This window comes from Candidatus Rhodoblastus alkanivorans, from assembly GCF_022760755.1.
GTDB lineage: Bacteria > Pseudomonadota > Alphaproteobacteria > Rhizobiales > Beijerinckiaceae > Rhodoblastus > Rhodoblastus alkanivorans.
On sequence record NZ_JAIVFP010000001.1, the window covers coordinates 2,065,765 to 2,081,060 of the forward strand.

The following is a 15,296-nucleotide window of genomic DNA, read 5'->3' on the forward strand; positions in this document are numbered from 1 at the left end:
CCTGATCCTGGGCGGCGCCATCTTGGGAAACGATTTCGGCGCCCTGGCCAGCGCGGCGGCCTGGACGCTGATGGCGACGGCGGCCGTGAAGATCGCGCTGCAGATCCTCCAGAACAGATCGGGCGACGAACCTGGAACGGGCCGCCTTGCGCAGGGCTTCGCCGGCATCGCCATGGCTGCGGCGCTGGGCTTCGTGACTCTGGCGTCTTATCTCGCGGACGCGCCCCCTACCTTCCGCACGGCGGCGGTCATTTGCACTTTCGGCTATGTGGTTCTGACCGCCGAACGCGACGGCGCGCCGCCCCATTTCGTCGGTCTCCAGGCGGTCGGCGCCTTCGGCCTGTTCGCGGCGGGACTGGCGATCAAATGGGACCTTCATGCCCCGATCGCGCTTGCCGCGGCCCTCAGCGTCGGCTTTTCCCTCTTCATGGCGACGCGACGGCGCGCTCGCCACAACGCCAAGGCGCTGGAGGCGCAGCGCCGGTTCTCGGCGGCGCTGAATGGCATGAGCCAATGCGTCGGCATGTTCGATTCCTCCGGTCGCCTGATCGCCGGCAACAGCGAGTTCCTGCGCATGTTCCGCCTCGCCGGGCACAATGCGCGCGGGATGGAGGCCGAGGAGCTGCTCACCAAGAAGCTCGGCGTCCGGCCCAAGGCCGCGCAGAGCGTGAAAGCCCTGTGCGAGGCGGCGCAGGCCGTCGCGAAGCGTCATACGCGCCATGTCGAATCCGTCGATCTCACCGACGACCGCTGCATGGAATTCACCTTCCAGCCCGCGCCCCAGGGATTTTCCCTGCTGATCGAGGATTGCACGGCGCGCCGGGCCTCCGAGTTGCGCATCGAGCGGATGGCGCGGCTCGATGACCTGACGGGCCTTTCCAACCGCACCCGTTTCCGCGAGGAGCTCGAAAGCGCGACCGCGGTCGTCGGCGAAGGAACTCCCCCTTTCGCTGTGATGCTGATCGATCTCGACCGCTTCAAGCACGTCAACGATTCCCTCGGCCATCCGGTCGGCGACAAGCTTTTGCAGCGGGTCGCGAAGCGGTTGCAGGAAATGGCGGAGGAGGGCGACGTCGTGGCGCGGCTCGGCGGCGACGAATTCGTCTTTCTGCGTCCTTGCTTGCGCGAGGAGGCGGCGCAATTCGCGGCGCATGCGGTCGAGACTCTGAGCGAGCCCTATCATGTCGATAGCGCCAAATTGATCATCGGCGCTTCGATCGGAATCGCCATGGCGCCGGACAGTGGCTCGAATGCGAGCGAACTGATGAAATCGGCCGACATGGCGCTCTACGCCGCCAAGGACGCGGGGCGCGGCGCCTTTCGCTTCTTCGACAAGAGCATGGCCGAGGACGCCCTCCGCAAGCAGGAAATCGAGCGCGACCTCCGCGTCGGCATCGGCCGCAACGAGCTCGAGGTCTTCTACCAGCCGATCGTCAGCCTTGGCAGAAGGCGCATTTCCGCCTGCGAGGCCCTCGTGCGCTGGCGCCATCCCGCGCTCGGCATGGTCTCGCCGGGCGAATTCATGGAAATCGCCGAGGATTCCGGCATTGTCGTGCAGCTTGGCGAATGGGTGCTGCGCCAGGCCTGCATCGACGCCAAGGCCTGGCCGCGCGACGTAAGGCTGGCCGTAAATTTTTCGGCAATCCAGTTCACCCGCGGCAATTTGGTCGAAATGGTGCGCCGCGTCCTCAAGGAGACCAAGTTTCCCGCCGCGCGGCTTGAATTGGAGATCACGGAATCGGTGCTGATGCACGACGCCGATTCCGTGCTCACGACCATCGACGAATTGCGCGGCATGGGCCTGCGCGTCGCGCTCGACGATTTCGGCACGGGCTATTCGTCGCTCGCTTATCTCAGCCGCTTCCGCCCCGACAAGGTCAAGATCGACCAGAGTTTCGTCCGCGACATGGACAAGAATGGGACTTCGCTTGCGATCATCAAGGCGGTGAAGGCCATTGTGGCGGAGCTTGGCATCGACATGCTGGTCGAAGGCGTCGAAACGATGGAGCAGTTCGAAATCCTGCGCGCCAACGGCGCCGACGAGGCCCAGGGTTATCTGTTCAGCAAGCCCCGCCCGGCGCAGGAAATCGCTCGCCTCGTCTCCGACCCGGCGCAACTGGTGCGCGGGCGCAATTTGATGACCGAGGAGTCCCCGCCCTGGGCGAAATCCTTCGAGCGAGTCAATCCCTCCGTCGCCCAAAGCTTGAACTGACGCCCATCATGGCCGATGGGCGTCAGACGGGCGCCTCAGGGAGTGGCGACGACCCGATAATAGACGCCGTTGGCGCCATAGGCCGGGCGCAGCCAACCCAACGGGCAATGATAATAGGCCATCCCGCCGACATAATCATAGACGCAGCCGGTGGGCAGATAGCCATAGGTCCCGCCGACAGGCCAGGCGCTGGCCGCCGCCGCCGTGGCGACCGCTGCGCCGGCGATCGCGCCCGCCGCCACCGCGCCCGCGCCCCAGCATCCGACGCAGCCGCCATAGCTGTGCACCACCACCGGCGAATGATAATAGGCGCCGCCGTGCCAAACGCCGTCGTGCCAAGCGCCGCCATAAGCGCCGCCGTGCCAGGCGCCGCCACGGCCGACGGCCGTGCCATGCCAGAAGCCGCCGGCGTCGCTGACATGGGCGACGCCGCGCGGTCCGGCGACAGTGCCGTGCGCGAATCCGCCGCCCCAGCCGCCGTGGAATCCGCCGGCGCGAAAGAAGGCGTTGGCCGGCTGCAGCGTGAGCGCCAGACCCAGCGCGGTCGTGATGGCAAGGAATGATTTTTTCATCGCGAGAACTCCTGCGCCTGATGGAGCGGGCTATTTCTTTTCGGTGGGTGGCGCCAGGGAGGGGAGCGGCGAGGGATCATCCGGCGTCGCGAACGGGATGTGCTTGGCCTTGGCGGCCTTTTCCGACGTGAACGCCGCCGGCTCGACCTTTTCCCCGAGTTTCCAATTGGAAAAATCGACCTGATACAGCGCATGCGCCGGCTCATGCGCATAAACGACCTTGATCATGCGCGGCAGATGATCCTCCGCGCCGAGCCAGATTTCGCCCGCGGCTTCGTCGCCGGCGATCGCGACCATGTCGGTCTTCACGCCGCCGACCGCGATCGACTGGCCGACATAGAACGCCGAATGGAGGTTCTGGGAAAGTTCAGCATAAGGGTCGGACGCGAGGACATCCGAGAAGGGGAAGTAGATCGCGGCCTTGTCCCAGACATCGTCAAGAAGCTGGTCCACCGTCGGCGGGGCGTCGGCAATGGCGACGAGGTCGGCGGATGGGATATAGGCCATTATCGTCTTGCCGTCATAGTAGAATTCGTCCGGCGTGCGGTCGCCGATCGTGATTACGCGCAGCTTGTCGGGGCGCTGCATGGTGACGTCGCTGACGGTGCTGAAGAACAGCGGTTGGCCGTTGGCCGCCGCGTGCTCATAGGTCGTGACGGCGTGGAAGGACAGTGTCTGCGCGCTGGCAAGCGCCGCGCTCGCCGCCTTGAGCAAATCGACGGCCTTGGGCTCGATCGCGGGATGCGCGGGCGCGGCGGGCGCCGGCGCGGCCATCGGGGGCGGCGCGTTCTGGGCCAATGCCGCGGGCGCGGCGGCGACCATCAGGCCCAGACAAAGCCGATCGTCTGTTTCGTCGACATTTCTGCGTTGCTCCCTTGTTTCGGCTAGTGGGCAATCGCCGCGAAAACCGGGTGAATCAGGCGCTGGAGTCCTTTGTTTTCGCAGCGTTTTTGCGAAAAACCGGCATCCACTTTTTCGCACGCTGCTCCAGGAACGAACGTGAGCCTAACATTGCGGGACTGCGCGGAACAGAGAACCTACGCGCCCGCGCGCTATCTGAACGCCCGTTTGCGACAGAAAAATCTCATGCGGGCGGGTTTTGCCGAGGCAGGACGCCGTACTCTCAAAAGGCGTAGCTGATGGTCGCCTGTGGGCCCAGCAAGGTCTGCTGGAAGCGGAAGCTCCCGCCGTCGCCGTTCCACTTCCGGTAATCGACATAAAGCGCGCGAAAGCCGACGGTGGAGGAAATCCGGGGCGTCCAATTATAGCCGAGCGCGCCAAAGGCCTGCCAGGTCGCGCTGTTGCCGGTTCCGCCGATATCCGCCTCGGTGGTCAAAAACCATTTGTCGTTGAATGCGTAATTGGCCGTGAACCCGATGATCGGGTCCGTCCAGTTCTCGCTCTGCGCCCCCGAGAGGCCGATGCCGGGAATGAATGTGTTCAGGTCGATTGTGGTGTTCACATTGGAAAAACGGGCGCCGGCGATGCCATAAGCGGCGAGATTGGCTATTTGAATCGGGAGCCGCACGCCCGCGTAGCCCATCAGGAAGGTCTCGCTGAGACGCAGGCTGCCATTGAGGCCGCCATAGGGCCCGAGCGCCGTGTTGGACGCGCGAACATGCGCGCCTGCTGAAACGGCGGACCAGTAAAGATCCAGGCCGAGGATGAAATTTTCGTTTTTCGCGGTGAAGGCCAGCGGAACCACGCCGTTGAGATGGCGCAAAAGCGTGAAAAAGCCGAGATTGCTGGAAACGGTCGGCAAATGACCCACGCCGGCATTGGCGATCGAGCTTGGCGCCCAGCCGTTGATCGTCGCCTCGAAACGCCAGCCGCTGGGGATCGGCGCCGGAGCAGGGGCTGGCGCTTCCTTGAGCGTCGGAAGATCGGCCGCGAGGACCGGAGCCGGGACCGTGACGCTAAAGGCCAGGACTATTGCGCCGCGCCTCACGATTTTCCTCATGGCCGTCCTCCCAGATCACGCCGGTTGTTCATTCGTTACATTATTGCAAAACGCACGGCCGAATAAAACTTCTATATGAAGAACGTAATTCTCAATTCAAACCGTTGTTGCACAATTACGACAAACGCCCAAAACTTGTTCAATATGCCGGTGTTGAACAAGTTTGCGCCCCTCCGGCAATCGCTGGATTGCGGGAGGGGCGGCGGTGAAAACCTGTCAATGCTGGAGTTCGATTTCGCCCGGCCGCCAGCTCTTGTCGAAAAACGCCTTTTCCGGACCATAGAGGCGCAGCAATATGTTCCAGCTCCGGCCCGGAACCGTCTGCGCCCAGTTCGATTCGAGCCCGGCCGGCGGTTTGGGTCCGAAATAAACGTCGACAGAGCCGTCGTCATTCACCTTCAGGCCCTTGGTCTGACTGCTGACGCTCGGGAACTGCTGGTCGGTCTGGGCCATCGAGCGGGTCTGGTTGTCATAGACGATGACCGACCAGAAATTCTTGACCGGAATGTCCTTCGGCAGGTGCAATTTGTAGTTTTTGCCGCCGTCGAGGACGTTGCCCTTCGAGTCGACGAACATCAACATATATTGCGAGCCTTCGCCGACAATCTTCGAATCCATCGCCGGCGTCACGCCGGTGGCGTAGAAGAAGAAGCCGGAATAGGCGTCGAGCAGGCGGGCGCCGCCGTCCTCGAATTTGTAGCCGCCGATGAAGCCGAGCCGCCAATGGCTCTTGGGGTCGTCGGGATACCAATAGCCGTCCGAGCCGCGCCAGCGATACATGATCGCGCGCGCCGTGGCGTCGCCCACCTCGGCCGCCTCGGTCATGATCTTCTTCATCCGCGCGTCGGGCGCGAAAGGCTTCCCCTTGGCGATGCCGAGGGCGTTCCAGAAACCGAGTGTGGTCGCGTCCAGCGAGTCGGTCGGCTCATCCTGAACGACCTTGGCGAGCATTTCCCAGAAGCGGAAATCCGCCGGGGCGACCATGTTGAAGGGCTTGCCCGACATATCGACGAAGTTGAACTTCGGCGGGTCGTTCTCGCCAAGCTTGTAAATCTTCAGGTTTTTCTTGACCAAGTCCACGCCCGGCTTGGGGTCGCCGTCAACCAGGAAGCTGCGCCAGGCGATCCAGACCGAATTGGAATGTGGCCGGACGATGAAATAGCCTTGCGGAATCGCGCCCGCATATCCAGGCGGCAGGAAAAGATATTTGCCGCCCAGCCCCTTGTCCGGCCCGGTGACGCCGATGTCGCCGACCCAGTTGTACCAGATGTCGTCGGCGAGCCCGAGCACCTTGGGCGGCGCTTCGACGACGATGGGACCGTCGCGCAGATCGAGCCAGAACCAAGTATAGGGCGTGTTGTTGTTGGCGGTGAGTTCGGTCGTCTTCGCGTCGACCATTTTCTCCCAGATCGCCACGGTCACATTGGCCGGCCCGAGGGTGAGGATATTGTCGCGGTTCGCGGCCTGGCTCACCACGGGCAAAGCGAGCAGATAGGCCTGCACCGCGCGCTGGAAATCGAGATTGTCGTAAAGCTTTTCGGTCGTCGCCGCGTCCGGGAAGCCGCCGAAAAAGCGCAAGGTCCCGAGTCGGGTTTTCAGCTGGTCTGGAATGGCGACGCCGGGAGGCGTCGGCGTCGAAAATTCATTGACTTGCTCCGCTCCCGCTGGGAAGGCCAGGGATGCGGCCCACAGGACGGCGAAAATAGACGCGCCAATTTTCATCTTCACCTCGTTGTTTTCGCACGCGGGGAGTTCGGTTCCTCGCGGCGCGCCTCGGCGCTGGGCCGGGCCGCAAAGGGTTTCCTTCGTCAACGCCGACGGCTTGCGAGAGGTCGATCGGCTTGACCTCGCCGACGAAGACGACGGAATTCGGAAAGGCTCACTCATGCAGTGGGTCTGGGATAGCACTTCCACGCCGGGCTGGGAACATTCCGGCATGCGCCGCTCCATGTGGCCTTAATTCGTCCGCTGCCAGTCTCAATAGCCATGGCGGCGGTTGACGCGCCGCGAGGTGCGGCGCGTCGAGCGGTGCGCGACGCCGGCGCGGGTCGCCGTCTGGGTCGGCTGGATCCCGACGACGGCGTCCTGCGTCGACATCTGAATCGGCATCGCCACGACGGGTTCGGCGAGAAGCGCGATCGCGCCGAGAGCGAAAAGAAATTTCTTCATGCTTTCCTCCTCCAACAGGCCGCAGACGCGCGGCCGATTCCGGTTAATGAATTTGTCGTGGTTGCCCGTCGGGCGCTTTTTTCGCCCGACGGTTAGAAGGCGCTCAGGCTTTGGCGCGGTCTAGTTCGCGTCCTGCACCGCGTGCTCCGCCTCCAGCAGCTTCTTCTTGTCCGCGTCGGTCAGGACCGGCGGCGCGACCGCAATGGTCAGCTTGTCGATCTTGCCGGTGAAGGCGAAGGGAACCTGATAATCGCCGTCGTCGACCGGCGTGCCGGTGTCCGAGCCGATGTCGAAGGTTTCGTCCCAAGGCAAGGTCAGCGGCACGGTGTGGTCGAGCTTCTCGGTCGCCACCACCTTGCCGTCCACGCTGAACGTTCCCGTGCCGCCACGGCCGAGGCCGCTGATATTGTTGAAGGCGAGCGTCGCGAAGCCCAGCCCGTCATATTTGAAGTCATAGACGAGCGTGTGCTTGCCCGGCGTGAGCGCCTCCGGCGCCTGCCATTTCACCCGCTTCAGGTCGAGCAGGTTCCAGGTGAAGACTGGCTTTCCCTTGAGCAGATAGAGGCCGTAGCCGCCGAAACGCCCGCCGCGGGTCACGATCATGCCATCGGCGCCGCCGTCGAGGACGTCGATGTCGGCAGTGATCGTATAGGACGTGTTGAGCAGGTCCGGGCCGGTCCCACGCGGCAGGCCGGCGATCGGCTCGCCGCTATAGGTGAATACCTTGCGGTCGCCGTTCATGGACGGACGCGGGCTCACCATGCGCGTGGCCACCGCAGCGTCGAGCGGCAGCACCTGATATTGCGCGAATTGGGCGAACATCAGGTCGGTCATCTCCTTGACCTTCGCGGGGTTCTGCGCCGCGACGTCGGTATATTGCGTCCAGTCGTGGCGCACGTCGTAAAGCTCGAACTTATAAGCCGAGGCCGGATCCTCGATCGCCTTGCCGAGCAGCTCCCACGGCGGACGAACCGGGACGGCGCTGAGCATCCAGCCGTCGTTGTAGAGTCCTTGCACGCCCATCATTTCGAAATACTGGATCTTGTGCGTCGAAGGCGCGGCGGCGTTGGCCTTGTCGAACGTATAGGCCATGCTCACGCCTTCGATCGGCTTCTGGGCGATCCCATCGACCATGACGGGGGCGGGGATGCCCGTGGCCTCGAGGATCGTCGGCACGATGTCGATCACATGATGGAACTGCCAGCGGATTCCGCCCTTGTCGGTGATGTGGCCCGGCCAGGAGATCGCCATGCCCTGACGCGTTCCGCCGAAGAAGGACGGAACCTGCTTGGTCCACTTGAAGGGCGTGTCGAAGGCCCACGCCCACGGCACCGCCATGTGGCTATAGGCGAACTGGCTGCCCCAGGCGTCGTAGAACTTCATCTGGTCCTTGACCGGCAGTTCGATGCCGTTGAACTGCAGCACCTCGCTCGGGGTGCCATTGGGCGAGCCCTCGGCGGAGGCGCCGTTGTCGCCGCTGATATAGATGATCAGCGTATTGTCCAATTCACCGAGGTCCTGGACCGCCTGGATCACCCGGCCGATCTCGTGGTCGGTGTAAGCCAGATAAGCCGCATAGACGTCGGCCTGGCGGATATAGAGCTTTCTCTCCTCGGGGGTCGTCTGGTCCCACGTTTTCAGGAGTTTTGCGGGCCAGGACGTCAGCTCGGCGTCCTGCGGGATCACGCCAAGCTTCTTCTGGTTAGCGAAGATCTGGTCGCGCAGGGCGTTCCAGCCCTTGTCGAACAGGTGCATGTCGCTGATCTTCTTGATCCATTCCGGCGTCGGCTGATGCGGAGAGTGCGTGCCGCCGGGAACATAATAGACGAACCACGGCTGGGACGGATTGATGTCCTTGAGCTGGGTCAACCAATGGATGGCGTCGTCAGCCATCGCCGTGGTCAGGTTCCACTTCCCCTGCTTTCCGACATAGGGATAGATCGCGGTGGTGTTGCGGAAGAGGTTGGGCTCCCACTGGCTGGCGTCGCCGCCGACGAAACCGTAGAAATAGTCGAAGCCCATTCCGGTCGGCCATTGATCGAACGGCCCGGCCTGGCTCGTTTGCCAGGTCGGCGTGTTGTGGTCCTTGCCGAACCACGACGTGCGGTAGCCGTTCTCCTGCAGGATTCGGCCGATGGTGGCGTTGTCCTTGCCGATGATGCTGTCATAGCCCGGAAATCCCGTCGCCGCCTCGGAGACGACGCCGAAGCCGACCGAATGATGGTTGCGGCCGGTGATGAGCGCGGCGCGGGTCGGCGAGCACAAAGAGGTGGAATGGAAATTGGTATAGCGCAGGCCGTCGGCGGCGATGCGGTCAAGCGCCGGCGTCGGGATGACGCCGCCGAAGGTGGAGGGGGCGGCGAAGCCGACGTCGTCGGTCATGATGAGAAGGATGTTGGGGGCGCCCTTCGGCGGCACGACGCGGGCCGGCCAGCCAGGCTTCGACTGCGCGGCGTTGAGCTCGATCTGGCCATGGAACGGCTGTGGCGGCGGCGGCAGATAGCGGCCGTCGATGGTCGTCGTGGCGTCGGGTGCGCCGGGCGTCCCGTTGATCTGCTGGGCGCGGGCGTCGCTTCCGGCGATTCCCAGGGTGAGGACCAGCGCGAATCCGGCGAGCTTCATTGCGCTTGGTCGCCTCAGGCTTCCGGCGAAATCATTCAGGAACGCATTCATTAGCGTCCTCCCTCAAAATTTTGAATTGGCAAAAACAACTGGTACGGCCGAACCGCGTCTACCTGCCGTCCGGGCCGGAATATTCAACAGGCGGCCAATGGCTGTCATTAGCATTGTCGTGGTAGAATTGACTATTCAGCGCTTCGCCGCGACGGGGCGGACTTGCGTCAATCGCCGGAAACCCCCTTGTTTCCAGCGCCGAAGGCGAGGACAGATGGTAGCGACGATCAAGGTTCGTAATTTCTTCGCGGTGAAGGACGTCCTCGAATTTTTCGGCGTCGAACCGGCGGCGGCGCTGAAAAACGTCGGACTTGATCCGAACCTTTTCGCGAATCGCGAAACCGTGGTGCTCTATTCGGACGCCGGACGCCTGCTGGCGGAATGCGCGCGTTTGACCGACCGTGACGACTTCGGCTTTCGCGCCGGCCAGCGGGAGGACGCCACGGCGATGGGGCTGACAGGGCTCCTCTCGCTTCACGCCATGAAGGTTGGCGAGGCCCTTGGCTATATTGCCGTGGGCCTTCGCGCCAGCGACACCGGCGGCGTATTCTCTTTCGAGGCGCGCGGCGGCGTGGCCTCTCTCAGCTATGCGGTGATCGAGACCGGCGTGGAGCGCCCCGAGCAGATCGTGGACGCCGCCATGGCGATCGCCTGCAACACCTTGCGCCAGTTCTGCGGGCCGGGCTGGAGCCCGGAACGGGTGTTCCTGCCGCGCGGGACGCCGCGCGATTTCAGGTGCTACCGACAGTTTTTCGGCGCGCCGGTCGAATTCGAGGCGCCCGCCGCGCGGATGGTTTGCGACGCCTCCGTTCTCGATCGACAGATCGTCACGCACAATCCGCATTATATCGACATTCTCACGCCCTTGTTCGACGCGGCGCTGGCCGGGGCGCGGGGCGATCTGATCCTGACCGTCAAGGCGGTGCTCAAGGCGCAGGTCGGAGGTGGACGGCTGACCCGCGCGCGCGTCGCCCAGGCGATGGGAATGAGCGAGCATGTGCTGGTCGCGCGACTGGCCGAGGCGGACGCGACGTTCAGCGATCTCGCCGAGGAGGTCAAATTCGAGCTTGCCCGCCAGATGCTGGCGTCCGGCCGGGAACAGCGCGCGATCGCCGGTGAGCTCGGCTTCGCCGACGCCAGCGCCTTCAACCGGGCCTTCGTCAAATGGTCCGGTCAGACGCCGGGCCGTTGGCGCGCGGGCAGAATGCGCAGCGAGGAAACGCAGGGCTGACCGCGCCGGATCGCTCGTAGCCGCGGTAAGAATTGTCAGGTTTTGGCCGCAACCCTTCACTCGCGTCGCGGGAGCGACGGAGGGCGGCGACCGTACGATATATATAATTACATTATATAATGAGTTGATGTAAAAATCCGGCGCTCTGATGTCGTGGCCTATGTATTGCATTGACATAGCTAGCAGCGTCGCTTGGGGTCGCCGATGTCCAATGCAAGCCAAAACCTACTTGCCTTTCAGAGCCGGCGTCTCGCCGTGGTGATGGGAACGAACGAAATCGCGTCGGCGATCGCCGTCGCCCTCAACCGCGCCGGTTATCCGACCGTTCTGAGCCACGATTCCTATCCGCCGGTGATCCGCCGCGGCATGGCCTTCCACGACGCTCTCTACGACGATTTTGTCGAACTCGGCGGCGTTGTCGGGCGCCGCGCCGAAAGCCTGCTGGAAATCGCCTCGGTCACCGCGCGCAGGAAAAGCGTGGCGGTGACCCCGCTCTCGCTCACCGATCTGCTGGCGCTGCGCAGGACCGACGTGCTGGTGGACGCGCGGATGCAGAAGAGCCGGATCACGCCCGATTTTCGCGGCCTCGCGCGGGTTACCGTCGGCCTCGGGCCGAAATTCGTCGTCGGCGAAAATTGCGACATTGCGGTCGAAACCCGCCCCGACCGTGTTGGCGGCCTGATTCGCAAAGGGGCGACGGAGGAGGCGGACGGCGTTTCCCGCCTGCTTGGCGGCGTTGGCCGCGAACGCTTCGTCTATTCCGGGCGCTCGGGCGTGTGGCGCACGCCGGTCGATATCGGCATGTGGGTTCCAAAGGGCTTTCTCATCGGTCGCCATGAGGATGTCGCCGTCTTCGCGCCGATGGACGGCTTTCTGCGCGGGGTCGCGCGCGATTCGACCTTCGCGCCGGAGGGCGTGAAACTGGTCGAGATCGACCCGCGCACCCGCGCCGAGGGGTTCAAGGACGCCGACGAGCGCTGCCGGGTCATCGCCTCGGCGACCATGAAGGCGGTGAAGATCGAGACGGCCCGGCGCGAAGCCTTGGCCGAGACGGCGGTGGGAGAGCGACGATGAGCGCGCCGGGCCTGCCGCGCGCCGCCCGCATCGGCGTCGTCGTCGGAGAGGACGGCGCTGGAAAGCAGACGCTGCTGCTGCAATTCGTCGCGCGCCGCCGCCTGGAAGGTCTGCGCGTCGCCGGCGTGGCAGAGGTTCCGGCGCCCGCCGGAACCTGCGCCTGCGGCGCCCATGACGCGCTGGACCTCGCGACCGGCGCGCGCTTCGCGCTTTCGCAGGATCTCGGTCCCGGCTCGACCGCCTGCAATCTCGATCCCGGCGGCGTCGCGCTCGCCTGCGCCGCGGCCCAGCGCGCGATCGAATCCGGCGCCGACCTCGTGGTGTTGAGCAAGTTCGGCAAGCTGGAGGCGGGACATGGCGGGTTGTGCGACGCCTTCGGGGCCGCCGTGGCGGCTGAAACGCCCGTCCTGACAACGCTCAAGCCGTTGATGCGGCCGGACTGGGCGCTTTTCGCGGGGTCTCTTTCCGACGAACTGCCGCCGAGCCTCGACGCCCTCGAAATCTGGTGGCGGGGGCTGGCCACGACCGTCGCCTCCGCCTGACGCTCTTGTTCGGAGAATATCATGATCGCGCGCTGCTTCGCCGTCGCCCTCACGCTGGTTGCAGTCTTTGGCGTGTCTTCCAGCGAGGCCCGCGAGATTGTCGATATGGCGGGACGCAGGATCGATGTTCCCGACAAGATCACGCGGGTTTATTCGGCCTCCTATCCGCTCACGGTCCTGCTCTATGTGCTGGCGCCCGATCTGCTTGTCGCGGTCAATGTCCCGCCCAATGGGCGGCAGTTGAAATTCCTGCCGCCCGTGATCGGCAAATTGCCGGCTTCCGGCGGCAGGCCGATGCGCGGGCCGGCCGCCAATCCCGAAGAAGTCATGGCGCTGAAGCCCGATCTGATCGTCGCCTGGCTGGAGCCGATGCACGATCGCGGCGTGACCGACCGCAATTTCGGGCGCACCGGACTGCGCATCGCCTATATCCAGCTCGATTCAATCACGGATTACCCTCCCGCGCTGAAATTTCTGGGCGAATTGCTCGACCGGCGCGAGCGCGCGACGGAACTCGCCGATTATATTTCGAAGGCGATCGCCAGGGTCGAAAAGGCGGTCGCCTCGGCGCCGGATGACAAGAAGGTCCGCTATTATTATGCGGAGGGGCCGGACGGCCTCGCGACCGAATGTTCCAACTCCTTCCATGTCGAGGCGATGCGTCTCGCCGGCGGCTATAATATCGACCAATGCCGGCAATCGAACCATATCGGCATGGAGCGGATAAGTCTTGAGCAGGTCATGGTCGGACAGCCGAACTTGATCATCGCGTTGACGCCGGGTTTCAGGCAAAAGGCAAAGGACTCGGCGCGCTGGCGCAATGTCGAAGCCGTGGCCAGGGATCGGATCGCGACGGTTCCCCGGATGCCTTTCAACTGGCTGGACCGGCCGCCGGGCTTCATGCGGGCGCTCGGTGCGCAATGGCTGGCCCATTTGTTCTATCCCGAATTGTATCCGGTCGACATGACGGCGGAGACGAAGAAATTCTATAAATTGTTCTTCCATGTCGATCTGAGCGATGCCGATGTCGAACGCATCATGCGCTGAAGCGACCGTGGCGCGACGGCGCTCGACCCCCGGAGTCCTGTCGCTGCTGTCCGCGCTGCTGGTTTTCGCCGTGCTCGGGGCGCTGACGCTTGGGCGCTATCCGGTTTCGCTGCGTGATATATTCGAATTTCTTGGCGTCCGGCTTCATCTCGCGACGCTCGCGCCTCATCGGGACGACCTGCTGCGCAATGTGATCCTGGAGGTTCGGGCGCCGCGGGTGCTTTCGGCGGCGCTCATCGGCGCCGCGATGAGCGTCGCGGGGGCGTCCTACCAATCGGTCTTTCGCAATCCGCTGGCGTCGCCCGCCATGCTCGGCGCGCTGGGCGGCGCGAGTTTCGGCGCCGCGCTCGGCCTTCTTCTCGGCGTCGGCTGGGCGGCGGTTCAGGGGATTTCCTTCGTGTTCGGCGTGGCCGCGGTGACGCTTGGGGTGGGCGTCGCCAATGCCTTCGGCGCCGCCTCCACCATCACGCTCATTCTCGGCGGCATGATTTCCGGCGCCTTTTTCACCGCCCTGCTGTCGATCCTGAAATATCTCGCGGATCCCTACGATCAATTGCCGAGCATCGTCTATTGGCTCATGGGCAGCCTTTCGGGCGTCACCCTGTCGCAGGCCATGATCGCCGCGCCGGCCATATTGGCGGGCATTCTCGTCCTGGTCGCGCTGGCGCGGCCGATGGACGCGCTCGCCATGGGCGAGGACGAGGCGCGCTCGCTCGGCGTGCCCGTCGGGGCGGTCCGCTACGGGGCGATCGCCGCCGCGACGCTGATCACCGCGCTCGGGGTGTCGCTCGCCGGCATGATTGGCTGGATCGGCCTTTTCGCGCCCCATCTCGCCCGCATTCTGGTCGGGCCGCACAACAGCGTCCTGGTTCCGGCGGCGGCGCTGATCGGCGCCATTTTCCTCATCGGCGCCGACAGCCTCGCCCGGTCGATGGGCCGGGCCGAAATTCCCGTCGGCATCGTCACTGAACTGATCGGCATTCCCGCCTTCCTGCTGGTGTTGCGGCGTAGCCGGAGGGGCTGGACATGAGCGCCGCCTCGCTCGTCGGCATGGACATCGCCTATCGGCGCGGCGCGCGCGACGCGCTCGCCGGCGCGTCGCTCGCGATCTGGTCGGGCGAAATTGTCGCGCTGCTCGGCGCCAACGGCTCCGGCAAGACCACTTTGCTGCGAATCCTGATGGGATTTCTGGCGCCGGCGGGCGGGCGCGTCCTGCTCGACGGCGCGCCGATCGAAAAGCTCGGCCGGCGGGCGATCGCGCGGAAAATCGCCTATGTCGCGCAGAACCATGCCGCGCCCTTTCCCTATCTCGTGCGCGACGTCGTGGCGCTCGGGCGCCTGCCGCACAGCGGCTGGCGTCCCGGCGCGAGCGCGCATGAGGAGCCTCATGTGGACGAGGCCCTGCGCCGCCTCAGGATTTCCCACCTCGCCGACCGTCCCTATACCGAAATTTCCGGGGGCGAGCGGCAACTCGCGATGCTCGGCCGCGCGCTCGCGCAGGGGGCGGAAATACTGGTGCTGGACGAGCCGATGACTGGCCTCGACTATGGCGCGCAATTGCGCCTGATCGCGCTGCTGCGCGGTCTGGCGGCAGAGGCCAGGGGAATCGTCATGACCACCCACCATCCCGAACACGCCCATTGGGCCAGCGACCGCGTGGCCTTTCTGGAGAAAGGCCGGATCGCCGAACAGGGCCCGCCGGACGAAGTGCTTACGGCGGCCGCGATCGAGCGGCTTTATGGCGTGAAGGTCGACACGCTGGAAACGGATACGGGCCGAAGGCTTTTCGGGCCGCGCGAGCACGGCTCCTGGTGAT

Annotated in this window: 13 protein-coding genes; 7 read left to right on the forward strand and 6 right to left on the reverse strand. The window is 64.5% G+C overall.

Annotated elements, in window-relative coordinates; genetic code table 11:
* Nucleotides 1-22 precede the first annotated feature (22 nt).
* Nucleotides 23-2,212: a putative bifunctional diguanylate cyclase/phosphodiesterase gene (locus tag K2U94_RS09660; protein ID WP_243067006.1), complete on the forward strand. Its 2,190-nt coding sequence runs from the start codon at nt 23-25 to the stop codon at nt 2,210-2,212.
* Nucleotides 2,213-2,247: 35 nt separating this feature from the next.
* Here K2U94_RS09660 and K2U94_RS09665 read toward each other — a convergent pair whose 3' ends face one another.
* The 6 genes from K2U94_RS09665 to K2U94_RS09690 form a co-directional block, all read right to left on the reverse strand.
* Nucleotides 2,248-2,784: a hypothetical protein gene (locus tag K2U94_RS09665; RefSeq protein WP_243067007.1), complete on the reverse strand. Its 537-nt coding sequence runs from the start codon at nt 2,782-2,784 to the stop codon at nt 2,248-2,250.
* 30 nt (nt 2,785-2,814) lie between these two features.
* On the reverse strand, nt 2,815-3,606 hold the full coding sequence (locus K2U94_RS09670; protein WP_243067008.1) for a DUF2092 domain-containing protein: 792 nt from the start codon (nt 3,604-3,606) through the stop codon (nt 2,815-2,817).
* Between the two features lie 301 nt (nt 3,607-3,907).
* Entirely contained in the window at nt 3,908-4,744 is an 837-nt protein-coding gene (locus K2U94_RS09675; RefSeq protein ID WP_243067009.1) for a hypothetical protein, read from the reverse strand.
* Nucleotides 4,745-4,960: 216 nt separating this feature from the next.
* Complete coding sequence (locus K2U94_RS09680) at nt 4,961-6,466, reverse strand: DUF1254 domain-containing protein (protein WP_243067010.1); 1,506 nt, start codon at nt 6,464-6,466, stop codon at nt 4,961-4,963.
* Nucleotides 6,467-6,721: 255 nt separating this feature from the next.
* Nucleotides 6,722-6,913, reverse strand: coding sequence for a hypothetical protein (locus K2U94_RS09685; RefSeq protein WP_243067011.1), 192 nt, complete (start codon nt 6,911-6,913; stop codon nt 6,722-6,724).
* A 120-nt stretch (nt 6,914-7,033) separates the two neighbouring features.
* Nucleotides 7,034-9,535, reverse strand: coding sequence for an arylsulfatase (locus K2U94_RS09690; protein ID WP_243067012.1), 2,502 nt, complete (start codon nt 9,533-9,535; stop codon nt 7,034-7,036).
* A 265-nt stretch (nt 9,536-9,800) separates the two neighbouring features.
* Here K2U94_RS09690 and K2U94_RS09695 point away from each other — a divergent pair, with 265 nt between their 5' ends.
* From K2U94_RS09695 to K2U94_RS09720, 6 genes are all read left to right on the forward strand, one after another.
* Nucleotides 9,801-10,817: an AraC family transcriptional regulator gene (locus tag K2U94_RS09695; RefSeq protein WP_243067013.1), complete on the forward strand. Its 1,017-nt coding sequence runs from the start codon at nt 9,801-9,803 to the stop codon at nt 10,815-10,817.
* A gap of 204 nt (nt 10,818-11,021) precedes the next feature.
* Complete coding sequence (locus K2U94_RS09700) at nt 11,022-11,891, forward strand: xanthine dehydrogenase (RefSeq protein WP_243067014.1); 870 nt, start codon at nt 11,022-11,024, stop codon at nt 11,889-11,891.
* Nucleotides 11,888-12,433 carry a DUF2478 domain-containing protein gene (locus K2U94_RS09705; RefSeq protein WP_243067015.1) on the forward strand — a complete coding sequence of 182 codons (546 nt, stop codon included), beginning with the start codon at nt 11,888-11,890 and terminating at the stop codon, nt 12,431-12,433. The genes K2U94_RS09700 and K2U94_RS09705 overlap by 4 nt, the downstream gene beginning before the upstream one ends.
* Nucleotides 12,434-12,454: 21 nt before the next feature.
* The gene (locus K2U94_RS09710) at nt 12,455-13,480 is read left to right on the forward strand and encodes an ABC transporter substrate-binding protein (RefSeq protein WP_243067016.1); all 1,026 of its coding nucleotides are present in this window, start codon (nt 12,455-12,457) and stop codon (nt 13,478-13,480) included.
* The gene (locus tag K2U94_RS09715) at nt 13,458-14,510 is read left to right on the forward strand and encodes a FecCD family ABC transporter permease (RefSeq protein WP_243067017.1); all 1,053 of its coding nucleotides are present in this window, start codon (nt 13,458-13,460) and stop codon (nt 14,508-14,510) included. Before K2U94_RS09710 ends, K2U94_RS09715 begins: the two co-directional genes overlap by 23 nt.
* Nucleotides 14,507-15,295 carry an ABC transporter ATP-binding protein gene (locus K2U94_RS09720; RefSeq protein ID WP_243067018.1) on the forward strand — a complete coding sequence of 263 codons (789 nt, stop codon included), beginning with the start codon at nt 14,507-14,509 and terminating at the stop codon, nt 15,293-15,295. The genes K2U94_RS09715 and K2U94_RS09720 overlap by 4 nt, the downstream gene beginning before the upstream one ends.
* The last annotated feature ends 1 nt before the right edge of the window (nt 15,296 follow it).

Bases quoted from the DNA above. Each gene is read 5' to 3' on its own strand.
- K2U94_RS09665 (WP_243067007.1), bottom strand. From the start codon at position 2,784: ATGAAAAAATCATTCCTTGCCATCACGACCGCGCTGGGTCTGGCGCTC.
- K2U94_RS09670 (WP_243067008.1), bottom strand. From the start codon at position 3,606: ATGGTCGCCGCCGCGCCCGCGGCATTGGCCCAGAACGCGCCGCCCCCG.
- K2U94_RS09675 (WP_243067009.1), bottom strand. From the start codon at position 4,744: ATGAGGAAAATCGTGAGGCGCGGCGCAATAGTCCTGGCCTTTAGCGTC.
- K2U94_RS09680 (WP_243067010.1), bottom strand. From the start codon at position 6,466: ATGAAAATTGGCGCGTCTATTTTCGCCGTCCTGTGGGCCGCATCCCTG.
- K2U94_RS09685 (WP_243067011.1), bottom strand. From the start codon at position 6,913: ATGAAGAAATTTCTTTTCGCTCTCGGCGCGATCGCGCTTCTCGCCGAA.
- K2U94_RS09690 (WP_243067012.1), bottom strand. From the start codon at position 9,535: ATGAAGCTCGCCGGATTCGCGCTGGTCCTCACCCTGGGAATCGCCGGA.
- K2U94_RS09695 (WP_243067013.1), top strand. From the start codon at position 9,801: ATGGTAGCGACGATCAAGGTTCGTAATTTCTTCGCGGTGAAGGACGTC.
- K2U94_RS09700 (WP_243067014.1), top strand. From the start codon at position 11,022: ATGTCCAATGCAAGCCAAAACCTACTTGCCTTTCAGAGCCGGCGTCTC.
- K2U94_RS09705 (WP_243067015.1), top strand. From the start codon at position 11,888: ATGAGCGCGCCGGGCCTGCCGCGCGCCGCCCGCATCGGCGTCGTCGTC.
- K2U94_RS09710 (WP_243067016.1), top strand. From the start codon at position 12,455: ATGATCGCGCGCTGCTTCGCCGTCGCCCTCACGCTGGTTGCAGTCTTT.
- K2U94_RS09715 (WP_243067017.1), top strand. From the start codon at position 13,458: ATGTCGAACGCATCATGCGCTGAAGCGACCGTGGCGCGACGGCGCTCG.
- K2U94_RS09720 (WP_243067018.1), top strand. From the start codon at position 14,507: ATGAGCGCCGCCTCGCTCGTCGGCATGGACATCGCCTATCGGCGCGGC.